Origin of the sequence: Hydrotalea sandarakina, assembly GCF_003254115.1 — a bacterium.
In the GTDB taxonomy this organism is placed as follows: domain Bacteria; phylum Bacteroidota; class Bacteroidia; order Chitinophagales; family Chitinophagaceae; genus Hydrotalea; species Hydrotalea sandarakina.
Window position 1 is genome coordinate 61,159 of sequence record NZ_QKZV01000004.1, and the last position, 25,751, is coordinate 86,909.

At 37.9% G+C, this 25,751-nt stretch carries 21 protein-coding genes; 10 read left to right on the forward strand and 11 right to left on the reverse strand.

Translation table 11 applies throughout. The features are described from left to right. Positions 1–21 precede the first annotated feature (21 nt). A complete protein-coding gene (locus LX80_RS07340; RefSeq protein ID WP_111294798.1) occupies positions 22–1,071 on the reverse strand; it encodes a 3-oxoacyl-ACP synthase III family protein in 1,050 nt (349 codons plus the stop codon). Positions 1,072–1,331: 260 nt separating this feature from the next. Here LX80_RS07340 and LX80_RS07345 point away from each other — a divergent pair, with 260 nt between their 5' ends. Both LX80_RS07345 and LX80_RS07350 read left to right on the forward strand, forming a co-directional pair. Beyond that, on the forward strand, positions 1,332–2,321 hold the full coding sequence (locus tag LX80_RS07345; protein ID WP_111295155.1) for an aspartate-semialdehyde dehydrogenase: 990 nt from the start codon (positions 1,332–1,334) through the stop codon (positions 2,319–2,321). Between the two features lie 82 nt (positions 2,322–2,403). Continuing rightward, the gene (locus LX80_RS07350; protein WP_111294800.1) at positions 2,404–3,906 is read left to right on the forward strand and encodes an NAD(P)H-hydrate dehydratase; all 1,503 of its coding nucleotides are present in this window, start codon (positions 2,404–2,406) and stop codon (positions 3,904–3,906) included. Here the strand turns inward: LX80_RS07350 and LX80_RS07355 are convergent. From LX80_RS07355 to ligA, 3 genes are all read right to left on the reverse strand, one after another. Beyond that, positions 3,903–4,571: a DUF2461 domain-containing protein gene (locus LX80_RS07355; protein ID WP_111294802.1), complete on the reverse strand. Its 669-nt coding sequence runs from the start codon at positions 4,569–4,571 to the stop codon at positions 3,903–3,905. The two genes, LX80_RS07350 and LX80_RS07355, sit on opposite strands and share 4 nt — an antisense overlap. A gap of 84 nt (positions 4,572–4,655) precedes the next feature. Continuing rightward, a complete protein-coding gene (locus LX80_RS07360; protein ID WP_111294804.1) occupies positions 4,656–5,234 on the reverse strand; it encodes an HNH endonuclease in 579 nt (192 codons plus the stop codon). Between the two features lie 12 nt (positions 5,235–5,246). After that, positions 5,247–7,361, reverse strand: coding sequence for an NAD-dependent DNA ligase LigA (gene ligA, locus LX80_RS07365; protein ID WP_111294806.1), 2,115 nt, complete (start codon positions 7,359–7,361; stop codon positions 5,247–5,249). A 150-nt stretch (positions 7,362–7,511) separates the two neighbouring features. Between ligA and LX80_RS07370 the strand changes: the two genes are divergently transcribed. The 8 genes from LX80_RS07370 (at position 7,512) to LX80_RS07405 (ending at position 14,810) form a co-directional block, all read left to right on the forward strand. Continuing rightward, complete coding sequence (locus LX80_RS07370; protein WP_111294808.1) at positions 7,512–8,255, forward strand: NUDIX hydrolase; 744 nt, start codon at positions 7,512–7,514, stop codon at positions 8,253–8,255. A 305-nt stretch (positions 8,256–8,560) separates the two neighbouring features. Further along, positions 8,561–9,004: a 50S ribosomal protein L13 gene (rplM, locus tag LX80_RS07375; RefSeq protein ID WP_111294810.1), complete on the forward strand. Its 444-nt coding sequence runs from the start codon at positions 8,561–8,563 to the stop codon at positions 9,002–9,004. Between the two features lie 30 nt (positions 9,005–9,034). Beyond that, positions 9,035–9,424 carry a 30S ribosomal protein S9 gene (gene rpsI, locus LX80_RS07380; RefSeq protein WP_111294812.1) on the forward strand — a complete coding sequence of 130 codons (390 nt, stop codon included), beginning with the start codon at positions 9,035–9,037 and terminating at the stop codon, positions 9,422–9,424. A 51-nt stretch (positions 9,425–9,475) separates the two neighbouring features. Continuing rightward, positions 9,476–10,354, forward strand: coding sequence for a 30S ribosomal protein S2 (gene rpsB / locus LX80_RS07385; RefSeq protein ID WP_111294814.1), 879 nt, complete (start codon positions 9,476–9,478; stop codon positions 10,352–10,354). Between the two features lie 196 nt (positions 10,355–10,550). Next, on the forward strand, positions 10,551–11,390 hold the full coding sequence (tsf, locus tag LX80_RS07390; protein WP_111295157.1) for a translation elongation factor Ts: 840 nt from the start codon (positions 10,551–10,553) through the stop codon (positions 11,388–11,390). A 136-nt stretch (positions 11,391–11,526) separates the two neighbouring features. Further along, positions 11,527–12,243, forward strand: coding sequence for a UMP kinase (gene pyrH / locus LX80_RS07395; protein WP_111294816.1), 717 nt, complete (start codon positions 11,527–11,529; stop codon positions 12,241–12,243). 66 nt (positions 12,244–12,309) lie between these two features. Beyond that, entirely contained in the window at positions 12,310–13,614 is a 1,305-nt protein-coding gene (locus LX80_RS07400) for a TolC family protein (RefSeq protein WP_111294818.1), read from the forward strand. Between the two features lie 41 nt (positions 13,615–13,655). After that, the gene (locus LX80_RS07405; protein WP_111294820.1) at positions 13,656–14,810 is read left to right on the forward strand and encodes a methionine aminotransferase; all 1,155 of its coding nucleotides are present in this window, start codon (positions 13,656–13,658) and stop codon (positions 14,808–14,810) included. 91 nt (positions 14,811–14,901) lie between these two features. Here LX80_RS07405 and LX80_RS07410 read toward each other — a convergent pair whose 3' ends face one another. The 7 genes from LX80_RS07410 to LX80_RS07440 form a co-directional block, all read right to left on the reverse strand. Beyond that, positions 14,902–17,289 (reverse strand): glycoside hydrolase family 3 C-terminal domain-containing protein, encoded by a 2,388-nt coding sequence (locus LX80_RS07410; RefSeq protein WP_111294822.1) that lies wholly within the window; start codon positions 17,287–17,289, stop codon positions 14,902–14,904. 70 nt (positions 17,290–17,359) lie between these two features. Beyond that, complete coding sequence (locus LX80_RS07415) at positions 17,360–17,923, reverse strand: Crp/Fnr family transcriptional regulator (protein ID WP_111294824.1); 564 nt, start codon at positions 17,921–17,923, stop codon at positions 17,360–17,362. Positions 17,924–18,034: 111 nt separating this feature from the next. Then, positions 18,035–18,526, reverse strand: a complete 492-nt coding sequence (locus LX80_RS07420; protein WP_111294826.1) for a DinB family protein — start codon at positions 18,524–18,526, stop codon at positions 18,035–18,037. Positions 18,527–18,538: 12 nt separating this feature from the next. Beyond that, entirely contained in the window at positions 18,539–19,330 is a 792-nt protein-coding gene (locus LX80_RS07425) for a TIGR00266 family protein (protein ID WP_111294828.1), read from the reverse strand. A gap of 99 nt (positions 19,331–19,429) precedes the next feature. Next, positions 19,430–23,032 (reverse strand): efflux RND transporter permease subunit, encoded by a 3,603-nt coding sequence (locus LX80_RS07430; RefSeq protein WP_111294830.1) that lies wholly within the window; start codon positions 23,030–23,032, stop codon positions 19,430–19,432. Positions 23,033–23,082: 50 nt separating this feature from the next. Then, entirely contained in the window at positions 23,083–24,285 is a 1,203-nt protein-coding gene (locus LX80_RS07435; protein ID WP_111294832.1) for an efflux RND transporter periplasmic adaptor subunit, read from the reverse strand. 25 nt (positions 24,286–24,310) lie between these two features. Further along, complete coding sequence (locus LX80_RS07440; protein WP_111295159.1) at positions 24,311–25,717, reverse strand: TolC family protein; 1,407 nt, start codon at positions 25,715–25,717, stop codon at positions 24,311–24,313. Positions 25,718–25,751: the final 34 nt, after the last annotated feature.

The following is a 25,751-nucleotide window of genomic DNA, read 5'->3' on the forward strand; positions in this document are numbered from 1 at the left end:
ACAGGCATCCATTATAATGAATTACCATTTTAACAAAGCACTAGCCCACGTAAAACCACTGCCAAAAGCAGCCAAGCAAACTAAATTACCTTTTTGTATTTTACCCTGTTCCCATGCTTCGCAAAGGGCTATGGGTATTGAAGCCGCTGTCGTATTTCCATAGTATTGAATATTGTTAAATACTTTTTCATCTGTTAAGCCCAATTGCTGTTGCACAAATTGCGCAATACGCAAATTGGCCTGATGGGGAATTAACATATCAATATCGGCAGGTTTATAGTTATTAGCTTGCAAAGCTTCCTTAATAACTTCAGGAAATTTTACTACTGCCTTTTTAAATACAGCAGGACCATCCATATAAGGAAAATTTTGTGCATTGTCAATCATGGCATGGCTCATAAACATTTCGCCAATAGGGGCATCGTCAAAAGTTGCGTAGTTTTGAGTACCCCAATGATTAGCGTGTGTACCCGGGTTATACATAGCCAGTATTTCAGCCGATTCCCCATCACTATGCAGATGTGTGCTTAAAATTCCACGATTTTCATCTTCAGTAGGTTGCAACACAACAGCACCGGCACCGTCACCAAAAATTACACTTACATTACGTCCACGAGTACTAAAATCTAATCCAAAACTGTGCTTTTCCGAACCCACTACTAATATATTTTTATACATTCCGGTTTTTATAAATTGATCGGCTACACTCAGCGCATATACAAAGCCGCTGCATTGATTGCGTACATCTAATGCACCAATTTCTTTCATTTTTAATGCGCGTTGCAGCAATACCCCGCATCCGGGGAAATAATAATCGGGTGAAAGCGTGGCAAAAACAATAAAATCAATATCCTGTGGGGTTATGCCGGCGCGCTCAATAGCAATTTTAGCGGCCTCAACACCCATTGTTGTGGTAGTTTCTTTGGTACGATGGGCAAATCTTCTTTCTTTAATTCCGGTTCTTTCCTGAATCCAGGCATCACTGGTATCCATGTATTGTAACAAATCGTTATTCGTCACTACTTGTTCTGGTACATACATTCCAATACCGGCAATTGCAGATCGTATCATAATTTTCAATTTAAAAGTGAAGGTACATGAAAATAATTTTGGCAGAATGAATTTTGGCTCTAATTTCGCAACCGCAATGAATACAAATATCTATACCAAACGTACCAAGAAACCTGTTTAACGGGAAGGTACTTTTTTGTGTATAGGCAACATAAATAAAAACCTTCCCAACGTTGGAAGGTTTTTTTTATGCCTCATTGCAAAATGCACACAACCAATTAGAGCAAGCAAACATTATTCTATCACCAAAAAAACAAAAAATGAAAGTAGCCGTAGTTGGAGCTACCGGTTTAGTGGGCTCAAAAATGTTACAGGTATTGGAAGAAAGAAACTTCCCCGTTAGTGAATTAATTCCCGTTGCTTCGGAAAAATCTGTTGGCAAACAGGTAATGTTTAAAGGGAAACCTTATGCTGTTGTTGGCATGGAAGCAGGAATTGCCGCAAAACCCGCCTTGGCATTGTTTTCTGCCGGAGGCAGCACCTCATTGGAGTGGGCACCCAAATTTGCAGCAGCAGGCATTAAAGTAATTGATAATTCAAGCGCTTGGCGAATGGACCCTACTAAAAAATTGGTAGTGCCCGAAGTAAATGCCGCAGTATTAACTAAAGATGATTTTATTATTGCGAATCCCAATTGCTCAACCATTCAAATGGTAGTAGCATTGCAACCATTACATAAAGCCTTCACTATTAAACGAATTGTAGTAAGCACTTATCAAAGTGTTACGGGTACCGGCAAAAAAGCTGTTGACCAATTAATGAATGAACGCAAAGGCGTACAGGGCGAAATGGCATATAAATATCCTATTGATTTGAATGTCATTCCTCAAATAGATGTGTTTTTAGAAAATGGCTACACCAAAGAAGAAATGAAAATGGTGAACGAAACCAAAAAAATTATGCAGGACGACAATATTCGTGTTACAGCTACAACTGTAAGAATTCCTGTAATTGGCGGCCATAGTGAAAGTGTGAATATTGAATTTGAAAAAGAATTTGAACTACCCAATATTATTGATTTATTGAACAACGCACCGGGTGTTGTAGTTCAACAAGATGATGCAGCACAATTGTATCCAATGCCATTGTGGGCACATGAAAAAGACGAGGTTTTTGTGGGTCGTATTCGTCGCGATGAAACACAACCCAAAACATTAAACATGTGGGTAGTAAGCGATAATTTACGCAAAGGTGCTGCAACTAATGCAGTACAAATTGCAGAATACTTATTGGCTAATCATTTGTTGTAGCGCTTTTTTAGTGCTTGTTTTTTACACCTTCTCAAAAATAGAAATTTGCGAGAAGGTGTTTTTTTTATAATAACTTTAATGCATGAAATTATTATCTGCCGCGCAATTACAAGAATGGGATGCTTATACCATTGCCAATACGCCAATTGCTTCTATTGACTTAATGGAAAGAGCAGCGAAAGCTTGTACACAATGGATATTGAAACAACCTTTTTTAAAGCAACCAATTTATATTTTCTGCGGCAAAGGCAATAATGGTGGTGATGGTTTAGCTATTGCAAGATTATTACATGAGGCCGGTATTACACCCAAAGTTTTCATTGCAGAATTTGGAAAACCGGGTACTGATAATTTTCAAGAAAACTTACATCGTTTACATGTATTGGGATTACCCATTCAGTATATTTCATCGGAAAATTTATTGCCACCCATAAATGATGATTCTATTGTGATTGATGCCTTATTGGGAGTAGGCTTAAACAAACCCCTTTCAGGCTTATATGCTTTAATTGCAGCACATATTAATACCGCCAAAGCTACCGTAATAGCTATTGATGTACCCACCGGTATGTACATTGACCAACATACTGAAAGTACCAATATTGTAAAAGCCAACTATACACTGACTATTCAATGCCCCAAACTTTGTTTTTTAATTCCTGAAAATGCAGCTTTTTTTGGCCAGGTACAAATATTAGATATTGGATTACATCCTGCTTACTTAAGCACCATAGATACAAACTTACAGCTAACCGTACTGGAAGATATTCAGCAATGCATACACGTTAGAGATGCCTTTTCGCATAAAGGACAATTTGGTCATGCACTGCTTATTGCCGGAAGTGAAGAAAAAATGGGGGCAGCTATCATGGCAACGGGGGCGGCCTTACGTAGTGGAACCGGTTTAGTAACCGCACAAGTACCGGCATCAGGAGCAACTGCACTAAACATCTGTTATCCGGAGGCTATGCTATTAATGCGCAGTAATACAATTGACAATATCAATCATTACACCGCTATTGGAATTGGACCCGGATTGGGCGTAAATACGGATTCACAGCAAATATTGTTCAATGTAATTTCACATTATAAACAACCCATGGTTATTGATGCGGATGCACTTTCTATATTGGCTGAAAATGCAGATTGGCTGCGGCTTTTACCTAAAGGAAGTATTTTAACCCCGCATCCCAAAGAATTTGATAGGGTTTTTGGAAAATGTGTTAATGATTTTGAGCGCCTGCATAAAGCTTTAGCACTAACGCTACAATATCCGTTAACCATTGTGTTAAAAGGTCACTATACATTAGTAGCCCAGCAAGGAAAAGGCTTTTTTAATACTACCGGCAATGCAGGATTGGCGAAAGGTGGTTCGGGCGATGTTTTAACGGGAATTATTACTGCTTTGCTGGCACAAAAATATGAGCCATGTATTGCAGCACGCTTGGGTGTTTACTTGCATGGCACTGCAGCTGATTTGGCATTAGAAACAGAAGCTGAGGAAAGTTTAGTTGCCACACAGGTAATAGCCTATTTGGGTAAAGCATGGAATTATGTAAAACCTTCTGCTGCCTTTATTCATTAACCCTCTATGGCCCTGTTCATAAAATGCACAAATGGTTGTAATGCTTTAAACGCATCTATTACATTTTTAACTAAGTCGGATTCTGTTAAGGCTGCATCGGTTAAAGGTTGAGCAGCTACCCAACTTTTCATTTTTAAATAGGCAATAGCCGGATTATTTTTATCATACCCTTTCGGTTCACGTTGCAAAACCATTGCCGGTTCACGGCTAAAATCGCCGTAATGTTTTTGAAACGATTTATTTTTCAGCATTAATTGCCATTCGTCCCAACAATAGTCAATTTCCTGTCGTACTTTTTGTACGAGGGCTTTATCGGGCATCCAAAGGCCGCCACCTACAAAACTTTTGCCCGGCTCTAAATGAAAATAATAGCCTGCCAATACTGATTTTTTTCCGCCTTTTGAAAATGCAGCACCCATATTAATTTTATAAGGGCTTTTATCCGCACTAAACCGAACATCGCGATTTTGGCGAAACACACAATCTTTGGGTTGTAAGGGAAGCAAGTCGGGTTCATGCTTTGCAAAACCTGTAAGTACCTGTTGGGTAAATTGCAAAAAATCAGCACGAGCAGCCTCATAAGCCGGCCTATTTGCTTGCATCCATTCGCGATTATTGTGCTTGGCCAGATTCTTTAAAAACGAAATTGTTGACTTGTTGAGCATACTGCAATAAAAAAGTTAACGAAGCACAGCAATGGTGTTCCGTTAACGCAGGTTTTAAAATTATAAATAAGCTAAATAGTGTTGTTACACTTTTACATGGCCCCAGTTTTCACCACGTTTTATGCGGGTAATAGCCATTTCGCTAACGCCATACTTTTCAGCCATTTGCTTATAAGTAAGTTTACGCTTGGGATTGGCCAACATTTTTTTAATGTCTTTTACCTGTGCCAAGGTTAACTTCAATCCTTTTTTCAACTCGGCTGTGCGCTGTTGAATTTTTTTGCGAGCAGCTTTTACACGTGGGTTGCTTTTGTTGTGTTCAATAACTTCTTCTTGTGTTGCCCATTTTAAATTTTCAGCTCTGTTATCTTTCTTGTTGTGATTGAGATGGATGATAAACTTTTCATTGGCCTTAGGCTTTTTCAAAAACAATTCTGCAACAGCTCTGTGTAACAGAAAATGTGTGTAGCTATCTTTTACTTTCAGGCGAATGATCCGATATCCTTCAATCGCTGAACCTTTAAGCAGGGTGCCATCTTTTTTAAAATTTTCAGTAAAAGAGGCAATTCTTCCCATGTTGCTTACCATATACTTTTTTTGAAGGGCATTCGAATTTGGGAAATCAAATTGACGCCACTTTTCGTTGGGTAGGTGTTCAAACATAGTTAAGGTTGTTTATTGTTGCAATAAAGATAGAAATTCATTTTCATCAATTATCTTAATTGTATTAATCTTTTTTGCTTTTTCCAGTTTCGAACCGGCATCTTCGCCCACAACCAGGTAATTTAACTTACTGCTTACACTGCCAACTATAATGCCGCCCCGTTGCTCAACCATACTTTCTGCCTCGGAACGCTTGAATTTGGTAAGTGTTCCGGTAAACAAAAAGGTTTGCCCCTGCAAATTACCGTTATGGGTTTGTGTACGCTTTTCATTATTAAACTGCAACCCATAACTTTTCAATTCATTCAGCATTGCCAAATTTTGGGCATTACTAAAAAAATGCTGAATACTTCCTGCTACTTTAACGCCAATATCTTCCAATTGTTGTAATTCCTCGTTACTCATTTTGGCCAAATCAAGCAAATGGGTAACGGCATTGGCCAGTGTTTTGGCAGTAGTTTCGCCTACAAAACGAATGCCCAGGGCATAAATCAGCCGATGCAAAGGCTGTTTTTTGGAAGCTTCAATGGCATTTTGCAAATTTTCAACCGATTTTTTCCCAAACCCGTCTAATTGCGCAATTGCTGCAAAATCAAGGCGATAAATGCCCGGAATATCTTTCAACAAACCCAGTTCATAAAACCTTCTTATGTTGGCTTCGCCCAGGCTTTTTATGTCCATAGCATCCTTACTCACAAAGTGAATAATGCGCTCTAATACTTGGGCTTTACATTCAATATTCACGCAACGCCATACGGCTTCACCTTCTTCTTTAAACAGAGGGCTATGGCATACCGGGCAATGCTTGGGAAAATGAATTGCTTTTTCATGCCCGGTTCGTAATTCGGGCATTGATTTTACAATTTGTGGAATTACATCGCCGGCTCTTTCAATTAAAACGGTATCGCCAATTTTTAAATCTTTTTCCTTAATATAATCTTCATTGTGAATAGATATACTGGATACCGTTACCCCGCCAATGGCAACCGGATTCAGCTTGGCAACAGGCGTAACAGCACCTGTACGGCCTACCTGAAATTCAACCGACTGCAAAACGGTGGTAGCTTGACGTGCTTTGAATTTATAGGCAATGGCCCACCGTGGGTGATGGCTGGTCATTCCCAACGTTTCTTGCAATGCCAAATTGTTTACCTTTATTACCATGCCGTCTATTTCATAAGGCAGTTCATCGCGCAAATGTTCAAAAGCCTCTACTTGTTGCACTACTGCATCAATTCCTTTTACAATTTTTCTTTCTTTTACAGGCGAATGCAAACCACATTCCCATAGCAACTGCAGCATACCGGCATGCGTATTTAATAATGCAGATGCTGTTTCGGTTGCATAAGGCAATTTGGTATAATAGCTAACATGGTATAAAAAAGCCTGCAAATTCCTTTTCGCCACTTCTTTCGGATCTTTCATGCGCAAACTTCCTGCGGCAGCATTTCGAGGGTTGGCCATAGGCGATAAACCCTGCTCGGCCAATTTTTCATTATACAAAGCAAAGGCTTGCTTCGTCATAATAACTTCACCCCTAATTTCTATCAATTGTATGCCATATTTAGAAAATGGAGCGGTTAAAGGAATAGAATGTATTTGCTTGATATTGGTGGTAATATCTTCTCCCTCCACACCATCTCCACGGGTAAGTGCACGCACCAAAACATCATTTTCATACACCAACGAAATACCCGCACCATCAAATTTAGGTTCAAGGGTATATTCTATGTTCGGCTGGTGAGCTATTTCCTGAACTCTTCTATCCCAGTCTAACAAATCGGCTTTATTATAACTGTTTTCCAAACTAAGCATGGGCACCAAATGGGGTACCGTTACGAAATTCTGATTTAAGCTATTACCTACACGCTGAGTGGGTGAAACCGGTGTAATTAAATCAGGATGTGCTTTTTCTGTACGCTCTAAAAGTTTATATAAACCATCAAACTCAAAATCACTAATCAATGGATTATCGGCTACATAATATTGATATTCATGAAAACGCAACACAGTGCGCAGGCTTTCAATATCGGCGGCAGCTAACTCAACAGCATTGGGCAAACTTTCAATTTGCATCCATTTACGGGTTAACTCATTTAATGCATGAATATTTTCAGCAGTGTACATTGTTTTTCGGAATTAGCTTCAAAAATACTTGCTTACCTATAAATACCCATTTTTATGCTTATGTAAAATTTACACATCATTTAAAAGTATTACCTTTAACGCCCCATTACTTTCTTCTGAAGTAGAAGATGAACTTAATACTTGCCAACAATGAAACCCAAAAGCGTTCAAACCGAACCAGCCGCACAGCGCCCATTAATAACCGATGTAAAAGCCTTAGTTAATTCATACCCTCGAGTACCCATTACCGTTGACTGTGTAATTTTTGGCTTTGATGGAGAAGAACTGAAAGTATTGCTGATAAGAAGTGATCTTGAAATGTATAAAGGCAAATGGTCGCTTTTAGGCGATTTTGCAGAAGACAATGAAGAGTTAGATGATGCCGCTTACAGGGTATTAAAAACACGAACCGGCATGACCAATGTTTATCTTGACCAAGTACGCACTTTTAGTAAGCCCAACCGCCACCCCGGAGGCAGAGTTCTAACAGTGGCTTACTGCTCGTTATTGAATATTCAACACCACGAGTTAAAAACCTTGGACAATGAATTGCACTGGCATAGTGTAAATTCAATTAAAGAAATGGCATTCGACCATAAAGAAATTTTAGATACCTGCCACCAATGGTTACAAAAACGCATTCAAGAACATCCCTTAGGATTTAATTTATTACCCGAAAAATTCTCCCTACGCGAACTGCAAAATTTATATGAAGCCATTTTAGGCGTACAATTAGACCGCCGCAACTTCCGCAAAAAATTTGCAGCAATGGGTTTACTGATTGATATAGGTGAAATGGAACAAGATGTACCACACCGCCCCGGCAAATTATACAAGTTTAACTTTCAGAAATACGAAAAAAACAAACGAAAGTGGATTGGAATTGACTTTTAAATTTCAGCCAACCTTAGAAACCCCAAGCCACTGTGTTTTCACAAATAGTAATGCGCTTAAAGCCGCCAATGGTGCATTCTTACCCTTAAGCGGCCGCTTAAAATGCCCGAAAAATGCCTGTTGAAAGGCATAAAGAAAAAATAGAGACAAAATTTTTATTGAAAATCAATTAGTTATAAACACACGATAAAAAAAAGAGCTCATAAAATTGCAAATCTCAAAGCATTCATGCTACCTTTGCCATCCCAAAAATTGGGCTATTCGCCGAAGGGATAGCTTCGGCATCATTAAAACAAATCATTATTATGAGTCATCTTCATTTCACTACCAAGCATGCAAACGCGGCTACCGTTAAGCACAACTGGTATGTTGTAGACGGTACTAATCAAACCGTAGGGCGCCTTGCTTCCAAAATTGCCGCCGTATTAAGGGGCAAAAACAAAGCGTATTATACTCCACACGTTGATTGTGGCGATTACGTGGTTGTTATTAATGCCGATAAGTTAGTATTTACCGGCAACAAAATGGATGAAAAATTGTACATCAACTTTTCCGGCTACCCCGGTGGTAAAAAAGAAGAAGCCGCTAAAGATTTATTAAGACGCAAACCTGAAGCGGTTTTAGAAAGAGCCGTTAAAGGCATGTTACCCAAAAATCGTTTAGGCCGTAAAATGTTCAATAAGTTGTTTGTTTATGCAGGCAACGAACATCCGCATAGTGCACAACAACCTAAAGAATTAAAATTTTAAACTCATTTTTCAACCATCAATTCCAAATAAATGGAAAAACAAAAAAACGCAGTTGGACGCCGTAAAGAAGCCGTAACCCGTGTATTTATCAGTAAGGGTGAAGGTAAAATTACCGTGAACGATAAAGACTATAAAGAATACTTTCCGTTAGTTTACCTGCAAAACCAGGTAGAAGCCCCTTTAAAAACTGCCGAAGTAACCAATAAATTTGACATTGTTATTAATGCACAAGGCGGTGGTTTAAAAGGACAAGCCGAAGCCGCTAAGCTGGGTATTGCCCGCGCATTATTGGAAGTAAATCCCGAATTCAGACCTGTATTAAAAGCTGCCGGCTTATTAAAACGTGATCCTCGCAGTGTTGAACGTAAGAAATTCGGTCACAAAAAAGCACGCAAAAGCTTCCAATTCAGTAAACGTTAATTGGTTTTGGATACAACAAACTTTATCATTCAAACTATTTATACAAACACAATGGAAAATAATACTTCACTACAGCAGCAGTTGTTAGATGCCGGTGTACATTTTGGCCATTTAAAAAAGAAATGGAATCCTAAAATGTTGCCTTTCATCTATGCAGAAAAAAAAGGCATTCACATTATTGACCTTAATAAAACTGTTGACCATTTACAGGAAGCAGCCGCAGCTATGAAGCAAATTGCCAAAAACGGCAAAAAAATAATGTTCGTAGCTACTAAAAAGCAAGCTAAAGAAATTGTAGCCGAATGTGCTAAACGCGTTAACATGCCTTACGCTACCGAACGCTGGCTGGGTGGTATGCTTACCAACTTTAACACCGTTCGTAAAAGCGTAAAAAAAATGCAAAGCATTGAAAAAATGCTGAACGACGGCAGTGCTGAAAGTCTTACCAAAAAAGAACGCTTAACCCTTAGCCGCGATAAAGAAAAAATGGAAAAAGTGTTAGGCGGTATAGCTCAAATGAGCCGCCTACCCGCAGCCCTTTTCTTGGTTGACATTGGCGTAGAACATATTGCATTAGCCGAAGCTAAACGTTTAGGCATTACCACTTTTGGTATGGTTGATACCAATTGCGATCCTAATAAAGTTGATTTCCCAATTCCTGCTAATGATGATGCTACCAAATCAATAGCCATCATTACCAATTACTTAACCGCTGCCATTGCAGAAGGCTTAGCCGAACGCCAAGCAAGTAAAGAAGAAGAAGAAACACACGAAGAAACCAACGAATTAGAAATTAAAGCCCGCAGATTGGAAGCCGAAGCTCAAAGCGAAGCTGCCCGTGCCCGTAAAGGTGGCCGCGGTGGCGAAGCCGGTGGTGCCCCCAAACGCAGAGTACCCAATAGCCGCCGTCCAGCCGGTGGTGGCAGATAAATAAATTGTAACAAAACCGGGTTCATTTGCCATTATTTTTATGAACCCGGCTGTTACCACTTTATTCAACTTCCGTTGCGTCGCACACTGCAACTTCCTGTACATTCTTCAACATTTCATAACAAAACATATAGCAATTGTTGAAATAGCCACAGGTAGTTTTGCAACAATTTTTAACCGAACAAAATTTATTACCATGAGTACTGTTACTATAACCGCAGCAGATATTAATAAACTACGCCAGGCAACCGGTGCCGGTATGATGGATTGCCGCAAAGCCCTTACCGAAACCAATGGCGATTTTGAAGCAGCTATTGACTGGTTACGCAAACAAGGCCAAAAAGTTGCCGCTAAACGCAGCGACCGCGAGGCAAAAGAAGGCGTAATTATTGCTAAAACCAATGCAGATAATACAACAGGTTTTATTGTTTGCATTAGCTGCGAAACCGACTTCGTTTCTAAAAATGCCGATTTCGTTGCCTTTGCTCAATCAATTGCCGATGCTGCAGTGGCTAACAACGTAAAAAGTATTGACGAATTAAATGAAGTTACCGTTAATGGTGCTAAAGTAGCCGACCTAATTAACGATAAACTGGCTGCTATCGGCGAAAAAATTGGCATTCAAAAGTTTGAAAGAATTGAAGCACCTTATGTTGCCTCATACATTCACGGAGCCTACCGCATGGGCGTTTTAGTAGGTTTAAACAAAGCTGCTGCCGAAGCCGGTAAAGATGTAGCCATGCAAATTGCAGCTATGAATCCTGTTGCCATTGATGCCAACGCTGTACCTGCCGAAATAGTTGAAAGAGAAAGAGCTATTGTTACCGAACAAATTTCTGCCGATCCTAAAATGGCCGGTAAACCTGCCGAAATGATTGCTAAAATTGCAGAAGGTAAATTAAACGCCTTCTTTAAAGAGCAAACATTATTGGCACAAGCTTTTGTAAAAGATGGCAGCAAAAGCGTTGGCGACTATTTAAAATCAGTTGATGCCGACTTAAAAGTAATTGCTTTTAAACGCGTTGCATTAGGATAAATATTTTCCAACATTTGTACAAAAAAAGGGAACTTTCAAAAGGTTCCCTTTTTTCGTTTTGTAACTTCTGCAAAAAATCAGGTTATTTGCACTATAATCATTGCACATAGAATTCATTTAATCAACAACCTTTTATATGCTGCCTAAGTACAAACGTATTCTGCTAAAGTTATCGGGCGAAGCCCTAGTTGGCGATGTTAAAAACGGCGACCCCTTTGACCCAAAAATTATTGAACAATATGCCCAAGACATTAAATTGGTTACTAACCTGGGTGTTCAGGTGGCAATTGTTATTGGTGGCGGTAATATTTATCGGGGTATGAATGAAGCAGAAAGCGGTATTGAAAGGGCACATGGAGATTATATGGGTATGTTAGCCACCGTTATTAATGCTATGGCCATGCAAGCCATGCTTGAAAAAATTGGTGTTTATACCCGTTTACAAAGTGCCATTAACATGGAACAAGTAGCTGAACCTTATATCCGTCGAAAAGCATTGCGACATTTAGAAAAAGGCAGAGTGGTAATATTTGGTGCCGGTACGGGCAACCCCTATTTCACTACTGATACTGCAGGTTCGCTAAGGGCCATTGAAATGAAAGCCGATGTTATTTTGAAAGGCACAAGGGTTGATGGCATATATAATGCCGACCCGGAAAAAGAACCAAATGCCAAACGCTTTGAAACCATTAGCTTCCAAGAATGTATTAACCAAAACTTGAAAGTAATGGATATGACAGCCTTTACACTTTGCATGGAAAATCAATTACCCATTATTGTTTTCGACATGAATAAGCCCGGAAATCTTTTAAAAGTGGTAGAAGGCATGAATGTGGGAACATTGGTACAATAGTCCGCCCATTGTCCGTTCATAAAATATTTTTGATACAACCCTGCACCAACGCTAATTTCATGCATTATGAGAAAGTTTTTTTTATTGGCCTTGGGCTGCGGTGCATTGCAGGTAATGGCTCAGCGCCCGCTTTCAGTTTTAGATGCCGTAAACCTGGCTTTGAAACAGAATTACAATATTCAAATTGCCAAAAGCAATATTGATATTGCAAAAGTCAATAACAACATTGGTATTGCAGGTGGTTTACCAACAGTTACGGGCACTGCCACCAATCAGGAAAGCATTGTAAATATTAATCAAAAAATTAACAGTGCAACCGGCGACAGAGACTTAACCCGGAATGGCGCCATCAGTAATAACCTGAATGCAGGTGTAGCAGGCTCTATGCTGCTATACAATGGTTACCGGGTAATTGCCACTAAAAAACAATTAGAAGCAATTGAAGCACAGAGCGAATCATTGTTCAATTCGCAGGTGCAAAATACCATTGCTGCCGTAATGACCAAATATTTTGATGTGGTAAGACAAAATAGTTACTTAACCACCCTTTCAAAAAGCATTGATGTTTCAAAAAAACAACTGGAAATTATTAATGCCAAACGTAGCGTTGGGTATGCCAATGATGCCGATTTATTTCAAGCTGAAATTGATTTACACAGCAAGGAACAAGACTTTCAATCACAAAAAATTGTAGTTGAACAAACCAAGGCCGATTTATTAAACCTTCTAAGCCTTACCGCCGATTCAACCATTGTTCTTACCGACTCCATAGCCATTGAAAACAATATAAAATTTGATGATATTTTAACCCGCTTACAACAAAACCCTGATATCATTGCCGCATCACAACAAATTACCATTAATGAGTTGGCTGAAAAACAAACAGCTGCATTGCGTTATCCCTCTTTGCGTTTAAACGGGGGCATTAACTACGGAAGAAGTACCAGCAATGGCGGACAAATTTTATTAAACCAACAGTATGGGCCTTATGTAGGTTTAAATTTATCGGTACCAATTTATAATGGCAGCGTATTAAAAAGGCAACAACAAACCGCAGCTATCAATACCCAAATTTCCAAAACACAAAAAGAGGCTACCATTTTAAATTACCAAACCGATTTAGCCAAAACCTATCAAATGTATATTCATACATTGGACTTAATAGCTGCCCAATATGCCATTAATCGTTTATCGGAGCAGTTAGTAAATTTAACCTTGCAACGGTTTAGTTTATCACAAGCCACTATTTTGGAAGTTCGTGCAGCCCAACAAAGTTTTGAAGAAGCCGGCTATAAACTGGTGAATTTAAGCTATGCTGCCAAAGCTGCTGAAATAGAATTGAAAAGAGTTGCCGGCACCATAGCCCCTTAAGTTATTTAATTGCCCTATTATAATCCTATTATAATTCTGTTATGCAAATTCAATCAAAATTACCCCAGGTAGGTACTACCATTTTTACGGTAATGAGTCAATTGGCCAATACACATCATGCCATAAATTTAGGACAAGGCTTCCCCGATTTTATGATGGATGAAGTATTGGTGGAAGCTGTAAACCAAGCAATGAAAAATGGCTTTAACCAATACGCACATACCAATGGTGTGCCTGCCTTACGGGAAGCCATTGCCGAAAAAGTACTTTATTTGTATCATACCCATATTAATGCGGAAACTTCTATTACCATTACCCCCGGAGGCACTTATGCCATTTACACAGCCCTTACAACCATTTTACAGCCCGGCGATGAAGTAATTGTTTTTGAACCTGCTTATGACAGTTATGTGCCTAACATAATTTTAAATGGTGCCAAACCTGTATTTATTGCTTTGCAATATCCCAACTATGCCATTCCCTGGAATGAAGTTGCGGATAAAATAAACAATAAAACCAAAGCAATTATTATCAACTCTCCCCATAATCCCACCGGTGCAATATTATCGGAACAGGATATTCAACACCTGAGAAATTTAATAGCAAATACTCCCATAAACATTATTAGTGATGAAGTTTATGAGCATTTAATTTTCGATGGTATAATGCATCAAAGTATGTTGCGTTACCCCGATTTAATGGAAAGAAGTTTTGTAATTGCATCTTTTGGAAAAACTTACCACTGTACAGGCTGGAAATTAGGCTATTGCATTGCTGCTGAGCCATTGATGAAAGAATTTAGAAAAGTGCATCAGTTTAATTGCTTTAGTTGCGACACCCCCAAACAAATAGCCTTAGCACAATATTTACAACTAAAAGATAAGTATTTAGAATTGGGTCATTTCATTCAACAAAAGCGCGATTATTTCAGAAACCTAATGCAAGGCACCGGTTTTGAATACATTCCTTCACATGGAAGTTATTTTGAATGTTTTAGCTATACTAAACTATCCGATAAACCCGATGATGTTTTTGCTACCACATTAGTAAAAGAAGCCGGTATAGCCACTATTCCCGTATCTGCATTCTACCACAACAAAACCGATGAGAAAGTATTACGATTTTGCTTTGCCAAAAAAGAAGCCACACTGTTAGAAGCAGCACAACGTTTGCAACATTTTACCAAGAAAGGTTAAATAAAAGTCACTACTTTTTCCGGCGCACAAAAAAAGGCAACTCCGCAGTTGCCTTTTTAAAACTATCAATTTTTTATTACATCCCAATCAACTAATCAGCAGGTTGTAACTCGTGTATAGGCTGCTGGGGCACCATTAAATTTTTTACTTTTTCGGTAATTACTTGTTGCGGTAATTGGAAGGTAGCTGTTTGCAAAATGTTAGCTGATGAATTTCCAACTTTAATGGTATAATTTCCGGCATCTGCAATCCAAGCTGCTTGGTCGGTTACAAAGGAAGCCAGGTCAGCAGGCGTTAAAGCAAAAGAAATGGTTGTTGACTGTCCGGGTTGTAACAATGGTGTTTTTGCAAAAGCCTTTAGTTCTTCTGCAGGTTTACCGATTTTACTATGGGGTGCAGAAACATACAACTGAACCACTTCTTTTCCGGCAACTTTACCTGTATTCGTAACAGTTACTTTAACAACAATATTTTGCTTCATAACATTTGCACTTAACTGAAGCGGCTTCATATTAAATTGAGTGTAGGATAATCCATAACCAAAAGGATAAGCAGTGTTTACATGAAAGGTTGTAAAATAACGATATCCAACATAAATACCTTCTTCATAAATTACCTCTGCAGGCACACCAAATAAAGAAAATCCTTTGTGCTCATTAGGCTCTAATTCTTTTCCGGGGAAGTTTTTGGCAGATGGTTCATCTTCATAACGAATGGGGAAAGTAACGGCTAATTTTCCTGAAGGATTTACTTTTCCACTAACAACATCAGCAATAGCATTACCTGCTTCTAACCCGGGTTGCCATGCCAATAAAATGGCATCGGGCCAACTGCGCCAGCTATCAGTTTCAATTACACCGCCAATATTTAAAACAACAATTACTTTTTTGTTTTGAGCATGAAAAGCTTCGCAAACTTTTTGTATCATGCTTTTCTCTTCAGTAGATAAAGTAAAATCGTTTTCTACTTTTCTATCAGCGCCTTCGCCTGCATTACGGCCTATCGTTATAATGGCAGCTGCAGCATTTTGTGCTTCTGTTTGTAACAAAGGTTCCTCTAAATTCATTTCTTTAACTCGTGGTACTAATTCAAAAAAGAAACGAGGCTTGGGTTGTTTGGCTTTTTCTTCTGCTATATAAGTGGTATAAGCTTCAATCAGGTTTTTGTCAATGCTATATCCTGCATTTAATAACCCTTTATCCAATGAAATGGTATAAGCTTTATTTACATCACCGCTACCGGTACCTCCGGCAATAATATCATACGATGTATTACCAAAGAGAGCTATTTGTTTGTTGTTTTTAATCGTCAATGGCAGTGCGTTATTATTATTTTGTAACAATACCATTCCTTCTGTAGCAGCTTTTCGAGAAATTTGTGCATTTGCTTTTAAATCGGGTTTATCGGTATAAGGAATTTTTTTGTAGGTAGGCGATTCAAAAATTAAATCCACTACTCTTGCTGCATTTCTATTAATAACATCTTCACTTAATGTGCCATTTTTTACTGCTGTTAAAATAGCATTATATTGCAAAATGGTACCGGGCATTAATAAATCGTTGCCCGCTTTCATTTGTGCAACGGCATCTTTTCCACCAAACCAGTCTGTCATTACCAAGCCTTTAAAGCCCCATTCATTCCGAAGAATATCAGTTAATAAATCATGACTTTCAGAAGTATAAGTGCCGTTAATTAAGTTGTAAGAAGACATAACAGTCCAAGGTTGCGCCTCTTTCACAGCAATTTCAAACCCTTTCAAATAAATTTCACGTAGTGCCCTCTCACTTACAATTGTGTTAACACTGTTTCTATTAGTTTCCTGATTATTGGCTACAAAATGTTTAATGGAAGTACCAACGCCATTTTGTTGAACCCCACGGACCATAGCTGCTGCAATATGCCCTGAAACCAAAGGGTCTTCAGAATAATATTCAAAGTTTCTTCCTCCTAAAGGATTACGTTGAATATTCATAGCGGGTCCAAGAATTACATCAATACCATATTGTTGAATTTCACGACCAAATGCTTTCCCTACGCTTTGCACCAAACTGGTATCCCATGATGAAGCCAGTAAAGTACCTACGGGCCATGCCGTTGCATAATAAGTTTGATTGGGATGATCAGGAAGAATTGGATTAATCCGCACCCCTGCAGGTCCATCGGACAAGGTTAAAGAAGGCAATCCTAAACTTGGTATAGCATGTGTACGACCTGCAGCACCGGGTACCTTTTCTGGAATAGATGCATCTTGTGGCAACGATGGTGGCAACTGAAAACCGGGTGTTGCATGTTTAGCCGTATCTTTTTTATCGGATGCAGCGGTAGGGCCCGGTAAACGCATACCCATTCCTACTACTAACTCAACTTTTTGTTCAAGTGTCATTTGACCAACCAGTTGTTTAGCTTTTGGTGATTGTGCCAGTATAGTTTGGCCACTGTATAACAAAGCAAGGGCAGTTAAAATGTAAAGAGGTTTCATATGTTTAATTTATTGAAACCTAAAGTTCATTGCTTAAAGCATAGCTTTCATTGACAATAGTCAAAAAAAATTATCTATGTGCCCGAATACGACTGAGTGTTTCTTGTGTAATACCCAAAAAAGAGGCGATATAAGACAAAGGCACTCTTTGCAAAATGGAAGGATACTCGTCAGCTAAGCGTCTATAACGATGTAAGGCTGTTTCAAATTGTATGGCATCCATGCGTTGCTGCGAAGAGATGAGTGACCTGGTTAATAATTTTCGTAACCACCTTTCCACATCATGGTACTCATCGCAGAGGCGCATTAAATCATCATGATGTATGCCCATTATTACTGATGGTTCAATAGTATGAATATTTAACTTGCTGGGTGTTCGCTTAAAAAAACTGGTTATGGAAAGAAAAAAGGTTTCATCCATTGCCAGCCACTCGGTAATTTCTTTCCCATGTTTAAAATAATAAATACGGGCCAGGCCGGATGATACGAAATAAATATAATCGGAAACAATACCTTCTTTGAGCAGCATGTAATCTTTCGGTAATTTCCATTGTTGCCAATGTTGTAAAAAAGCCTGCAAACTATCGTTAGAAAAATAACCTGATCCTGCAATTTTTTGGGTAAGTTTATCCATAATGCATAGCAACTTTGCTGTTACGAATTTACTGCTTAGTTAATTAATTCCGGCAACAATTATTTCAACATATGATAAGGTGTTTTCCATAGCGAGATATAGCATAAACAATTATTTTAATGCAGCATAAAAACCCAAATCGGTACCGGTTATTTGTTTTGTAATAAAAGCTATTTGCCCGGTATGGTAAGATAAATGCTCCGTAACATGAATAAGGATGGCAACCCCGCTCATATGGTAAATTTGTACTGCATAAAGCTGAAGCCATTTATCAGTAATACAGGATTGGGTAATTTTTTCTGCTTCCAGTAACACATTGTTTAATTGTTGTAACAAGGTTGCTTTAGGCATGTGTTGTTGTTGCTGAAATTCAGCATCTCTATTTCTTTGATATACCTGCCCACCCAAAGTAGCCAATATGTACTGACTAATGTTGCCGCAAAGATGCACTATTAAATTACCAATACTATTGGTAACGGGGTTGGATTGCTGCCAAACTTGTTCTTCGGATAGTAGCGACAAGCAATATGTTATTTTATGTAAATTTTCATGCCAATAATGCAAACATGTTTGCACTAATTGTTCTTGAATTGCCTGCTCCATATTCTTATAATTTTACCATCCATCACCATCTAATAAATTACCTAATCCGCCCAACACACTTCCTTCTTCACGCTTTTTAAAAGTAGCATATTGCAAGATGCGGCCTGCCAAACGACTAATAGGCAGGGTTTGAATCCAAACTGTTCCGGGCCCACGTAAAGTTGCAAAAAATACACCTTCACCACCAAAAATGGTATTTTTTATACCGCCAATAAACTGAATATCATATTGCACTGTAGCGGTAAAACCTACTATACAACCCGTGTCAATTTTAAGTAATTCACCCGGTTGCAATTCTTTTTGTTCTACATGGCCGCAAGCATGCACAAACGCCATTCCGTCACCTTCTAACTTTTCCATAATAAAACCTTCACCACCAAATAACCCTGTACCTAATTTGCGTTGAAATTCAATACCAATGCTAACCCCTTTTGCAGCACATAAAAAAGCATCCTTTTGGCAAATTACTTTGTAACCAAGCCTATATAAATCTAATGGAATAATTTTACCGGGATAAGGCGCCGCAAAGCTTACATGCTTTTTACCCACTCCTGTATTGGTAAAAGCTGTCATAAACAAATTTTCCCCTACCAACATGCGTTTTCCGGCTGAAAACAGTTTCCCTAATAATCCATTATTTTGATTACTGCCATCACCGAAAATAGTTTGCATACTAATGCCATCGTCCATCATCATAAATGCACCCGGCTCAGCAACAGCGGTTTCATTAGGGTCTAACTCAATTTCAACATATTGCATTTCTTCGCCTATAATTCGGTAATCAATTTCATGGTTTTGCAGCATACTTATTTTTTTAGTGAAAATACAAAAGCTAATTATTTCAAAATAGAAAAATAAAAAACCGCTACAAAATCATAGCGGTTTTTGTTTTTTGATGGAAGTTTAGAACCAACTTCCTATAAATGCATCATTAACATTTTGCAATTGCATACGTTTCCTTTTTTGAACATGCCTTCTGTGATTAATTAGTGTTATTATGATTAATAGCAGGAAGATGATTGTAAATGGCGGTATAGCCAAAAAGCTAATCCATTTACCACCAAACATGCGGCGCATAGGTTTGCGTAAACGCTCTGCTATCAAGTACATAGAAGGTACAATAATCAATGTCATGAAGAAGGCAAAAGCCAAACCAAAAATAATGGTCCATGACAAAGGCTTCCAGAACACCACATTATCACCGCCAAAATAAATGTGCGGATTTAATTCTGAGAACAGCGTTATAAAATTAATATTAAAACCAACTGCAATAGGTATAAATGCTAATATAGCAGCTAAAGCAGTTAATAATACAGGAATAATGCGTGTTTTACCAGCAGCGATTACAGCTTCACGAGTTTTCATTCCACGCCCACGTAGTTCATCGGCAAACTCAATTACTAAAATTCCATTTTTAACTACAATACCTGCAAGACCAACAATACCTAAGCCGGTCATTACCACCGATACTTGCAAACCGGAAATAGCAAAACCCAACAACACGCCAATTACACTGAAAATAATTTCGGTTAATATAATAATAGGCTTACTAACGCTATTGAATTGCAGTACTAAAATGACTAAAATTAAACCTAATGCAATTAGTAAAGCTTTACTTAAAAAGGCACCTGTTTCAGCTTGTTGTTCGCCCTCTCCGGTTTGTTTAATGGTAACACCGGCAGGCACTTTTGGCTTAAACTGATCAATGTATTTTTTCAGTACCTGATTTACGCCTGTTGCATCGTAACCCTGATTGGTTAATACATTTGAACGCAGTGTAATTAAGCGTTTTTGGTCTTTTCTTTTTACGCTTCCCAAGGTGTTTGTTGGCTCAACTTTTACTAATGCGCTAATGGGTATGTTTTTAATTGCACCGCCGGAAGCTATATCGCGGAAAGAAATACGCATATTCAACAAGTCGTTTAAATTCTGACGTTGATAGTCTTGACTGCGTAATTGAATTTTATATTCATCTTTTCCTTCTTTAATTTTTGAAACTTCACGACCAAATAAAGAAGTTCTAATTTGTTGTCCTATTTGTGCCGTAGAAATTCCTTCCGTTAAAGCTCTATCGCGATCAATAGTTAAAGTAAGTTCCGGATTTTTTAAATCAACATCCATTTTTAATTCTTCAACTCCGGGCACTTGTATAGAATCCAAATAATTTTTCAACGATGTGGCAGTACTAATTAAATTATCAAAATTTTCGCTGGCAATTTCAATATTAATTGGGGGATCAGTTGGCGGACCGGAGCTTTCCTGGTCAACCGTAATTTCTGCTCCGGGTATGCCTTTCATTACTGCTCTTATTTCATCTAAATATGGCGCTGTAGAAATACCGTGACGCTTTTCATACTCTACAAATGAAACCTGTATTCTACCCAATTCACTGCGAGTACTTCTATCACCACTCATAGGGTCGGCAGCACCAACAGCAACGTTACTAATTACGCTTTCTACAATAGGGTTGGTTTTGCCTTTGGCTTCATCAATACCCAAAACCTTATTTACACGACCTTCTAACACACGTGTAATAGAATCTGTGTACAATACGTTGGTTCCAACCGGCAGCTTCAAATAAACATAAATTTGGTTAGGATCTCCTTTTGGAAAGAAAGTTATACCTACGTGATTTGTACTGATAGCTACAGCAAAACCAATTAGTGCAACAAAAAACAAGGCAATGGTTGCTAACAACAATTTTACCGGACGCCATCCGTGTAATGCCCATCGCAATAGGTTTTCATAATGATTCATTATCCATGGAAGACCATGATTTTGGAAATAATGAATGGCATCATCTAACACAAAGCGGTTAAATACTACCAAAATCATGAAGAACAGTAGCAGGTTGCCAAAGAAAGTTAAACCAATAACATCTAACAAAATGCCAATAACAATGGCAACCCAGAATGAAGCTTTTTTAAATAACTCTTTTTTAGCAGGCTTCTCTTCTCCTTCCGGATGATTCATAAAATCAACCGCAAAAACAGGGTTCATAATAAATGCTACCACTAATGATGCTGCTAAAGTAAAGATGAGCATGGTTGGCAGATAAATCATGAACTTACCAATAATACCCGGCCAAAACAATAAAGGAAAGAAGGGTGCTAATGTAGTAAGCGTTCCGGCCAACACAGGCACAAATACTTCACCTGCAGCCATTCTGGCCGAGATTTGAATCGGTATTTTACCTTTGCCTTGTGTAAATATTCGATGCGTATTTTCAATTACCACAATTGCATCATCTACAATAATTCCCAATCCAAACAGCAATGCAAACAACACTATAAAGTTTAAGGTAACGTGTGAACCTACAATTAAGTCTGCGCCGGGTAAAAATACAAATGCCACAAACATACTTAATGGAACAGATAAGGCAACGAAGAAAGCGTTGACGACACCCATGAAAAACATAAGTACAATTAAAACCAACACAAAGCCAATTACGATAGAGTTCACTAAATCATTGAATGAACTTCTTGTTTTAATACTTTGATCGCCGGTAATAACTGCCTTTAAATCTTTTGGAAGTGATGATGCTTTCATTTTTTCAACCACTGCTTTCACAGCATCACTTGTTTCAATTAGGTTTTCGCCTGAACGTTTAATAATGTTTAAAGTAATAACATTCTTACCATCCAATCGGGCGAAGCTTTCGCTTTCTTTCGTAGTATCTTTAATGTGCGCAATATCTTTTAAGTAAACAGGGGCACCCATTTGGTTGCGCAAAATAATTTTAGATATGTCGGCAGCAGTTTTTAACTGACCTTTAATTTGCAGGTTGCGCTTCATATTTCCTACATCTAATAAACCGCCGGAAATATCAAGGTTTTCGCGCTGCACGGCATTTGTAATATCATCAAACGTAATACCGGCTGCCTCCATTCTAAAATTATCAACATTAATTTGAAATTCACGATCGGGCGCACCCACTTCATCTACCCGATTAATTTGCGGAATATTTTCTAGTTCATCTTTTACATCATCTGCATATTTTTTTAGTTGCTGCAAATCATAATCGCCGCTAATGTTTACATACATTATGGGTTGATCGCTAAAACTAACTTCTAATACTGTAGGTTCTTGTGTTAAATCGGTTGGCAAATCTTGCTTTGCTTTATCAACCGCATCTTTCACTTTCTGTAGGGCTACTTCAGTTTTTACATCAGTTTCAAATTCAACAGTAATAGCAGAATAATCTTGCTGCGAAGTACTGGTGAACTTTTTAATTTTTGCACCGGTAATGCCCTTTATTTGTTTTTCAATTGGCCTGGTAACTAAGTTTTCAATGTCTTTTGGAGAGTTACCTACATAAATAGTTTGCACATAAATAGTAGGGATAACTATATCCGGAAATTGCTCTTTCGGCAATGTAACAAATTGAAAAATTCCACCAATGCTTACAAAGAGCATGATTAAGTACATGGCCGTTTTGTTTTTAATACTCCATGTAGTTGGTGCAAACTCTTTGAACTTACTGTTTATATCTTCTAATAAACTCATAAACTTATTTTAAAGCTGCATGTATAAGGTTAACTATAAAAATAACGGTACTACAATTGTGTAGTAATTAATTGACCATCGTATAAACTTTGATAGCCATCGGTAATAATTTGATCACCCGGTTGCAGACCGCTTAAAATTTCTACATTATCACTATTCATCATACCAATTTTTACCGGACGTTTCTTGGCAACCAATCGGCCGCCTTCTTTTACAGCTACTAAAACATATTTCCCGTTTTCATCATTCTGTATAGTATTAATGGGAGCAGTAATAGCGTTGTTAGCTTTATAGTCTTGAATAGCTACAACAGCTACTTGATTGGGATAATATTCCTTTCCAGAAGGCAGTTTTGCTTCAGCAAAAAAACTTCTATTATTCGCATCAATTAAATTGCCAATTACGCTAATATTGGCATCAATTGTTTTATTAATATCTGGTAAGGTTATTTTTACAGGTGAACCTACTACAACTTTACCCAAATAGTTTTCCGGCACCTGTGTGGTAACTTTCAAGTTACTGGTATTCACAATTTTAATTTGTGGAGAGGTGCCAGAGAAGCCGGTAAACAATTCACCAACACGAACATTTACATCATCCGCTACTCCATCAATGTCTGCATAAACCTTGGTATATTCTAATTGTTGTTTGGTAATATCTAACTGTTTTTGCAAAGCAGCCAATTGGCTTTCTAAATTTGCAACATTGTTTTTAGCGGTGATTAGCTGTACTTCAGTACCAATATTTTGATCCCACAGGTTCTTTTGTTTTTGATACAATGTTTTAGCAAAGTCAAGCTGTGTTTGTACAGTAGCAATATTTTGTTGTGCTGCATTTAAACTTTGTTTAGCTATGGCGTCATCTAATTGCAATAATAATTGCCCCTTATGAATTTTATCACCTTTCTTCACATATAAAGCCTTTACCACACCACCGGCGCCTTTGGGCGCTACGTATGCAATATTAACAGCATCAACGCGCCCTTGTAAATTAATGTAATGAATAAAGGTTTGTGGTGTTACGGTTGATAAAACTACCAGCTTTGCTTTTTCAGTATTGGCAAAACCGGTGTCTTGCTGTGCAATTTTCTTTTCTAAATCACTAATTTGTTGATTGATTTTTTGCTGTTGCTTTTTTAGTTCAGCCAGTTGCTGCTTCTCATTTTGCAGTTCAGAAGACGATGACTTTGCAGAGCAGGAAGCCATTGCAATAGCGGTTGCAGCAATAACAGTGTATTGAAATATTTTTTGCATATAATAAATTTATTTTTTGAATGAATTATAATTTTCCGATTGCTTTTAAGTAATCAACCCTGGCAATTGCAGCATCGTACAATGCATTAACGTAATTGGTTTGGGCTGTTTTCAAGTCAGTTTCAGCAGCAGTTATTTCTGTGTTACTTCCTGTTCCCACTTCATATTTCTTTTTGGTTTGGTTATATACGGTTTCAGCTAATTGCATATTTTTCTTTTGAAAATCGAGTGTTTCTAAGGCAGTAGCAAAGTTTAGCTGGGCAGTTTTCACATCATTATCAATAGAAAGTTTCAATGCATCTAAAGAATTATCTGTTTGTTTGAGTTCTAAACGCGATTGTTTAATTTTTGAATCTTTTGAAAATCCATCAAACAAAGGCACACTAATATTTAAGCCAATGGCAGATGCAGTAAACCAATCGCCCTTTTTATCAAAAAAATTAAACTGACTGCGATATGCCTGCTTTGCAAATGAACCGGATAAGGTTACAGTGGGCAAATAGCTCATTTGATAACGCTTTACATTGTATTGGTTTAATTTTTTAACTAACTGTAAGTATTGAAAATCTTTTCGGTTGGTGTACTGATAAGCAGTATCATTTAAAATATTGTCTTTTATTACATCTTCATTAATATTATCAGTAAGTACCAGTGAATCTTTTACCGGCATACCAAGTAATATTTTTAATCCTAAATATCCAACAGCAATACTGTTTAGTGTTTTTTGTTTTTCTGTTTGCAGGTTTGCTAATTGAACAGAAGTTTTATCAACATCTAATTTTTCGGCAAAACCATTTTTATACATTTCTTGAGTATCGTGTAACAATTTTTGCAGGCGTTCAATATTAGCATCCAACAATGCCACCTGAGTTTTACTTACCACTAACTGATAGTACACTTTATAAATGTTAGCTTTAATGTTTTCTTCAGTTACCTCAACATTCTTTTGCTGATATTGCATGGATGTTGAGCGGGCTTGCAAGCCAACAAAAACCTGCCCATCAAATAAAATTTGTGAAAGAGCTACACTGGCAGTAGCATTATAGGGTGTACCGAATTGTGCCTGTACATAACCAAAATCTGATGGAGCAACGATAGGATTTCCTGCTCCATTTTTTACACCTTCCTGTACTAATACTCCATAAGTAGCAGCAGCAATAAAGTTGGGAAAACTCTGAACTGCCACATTAGGATAATAATTGGTATTGATACCGCCATTCAATTGCGGCAATGCGGCAGACGTTACCCCTCGGTTTATTTGCTGCTGTATTTGAACATTCAATAAAGCATTTTTTATTTGAGCATTGTTTTTATGTGCGTATTCTAAGCATTGTTGTAATGAAAATGCATGTATTCCCTCACCGGTTTGTGCTTTTAAAACAATACTACTGCCCATGGTAATAAATAGCAGTATCATTAATTTTTGTTTCATACCCTTCATTTATTAGTTTAAGTTTTAGATATTA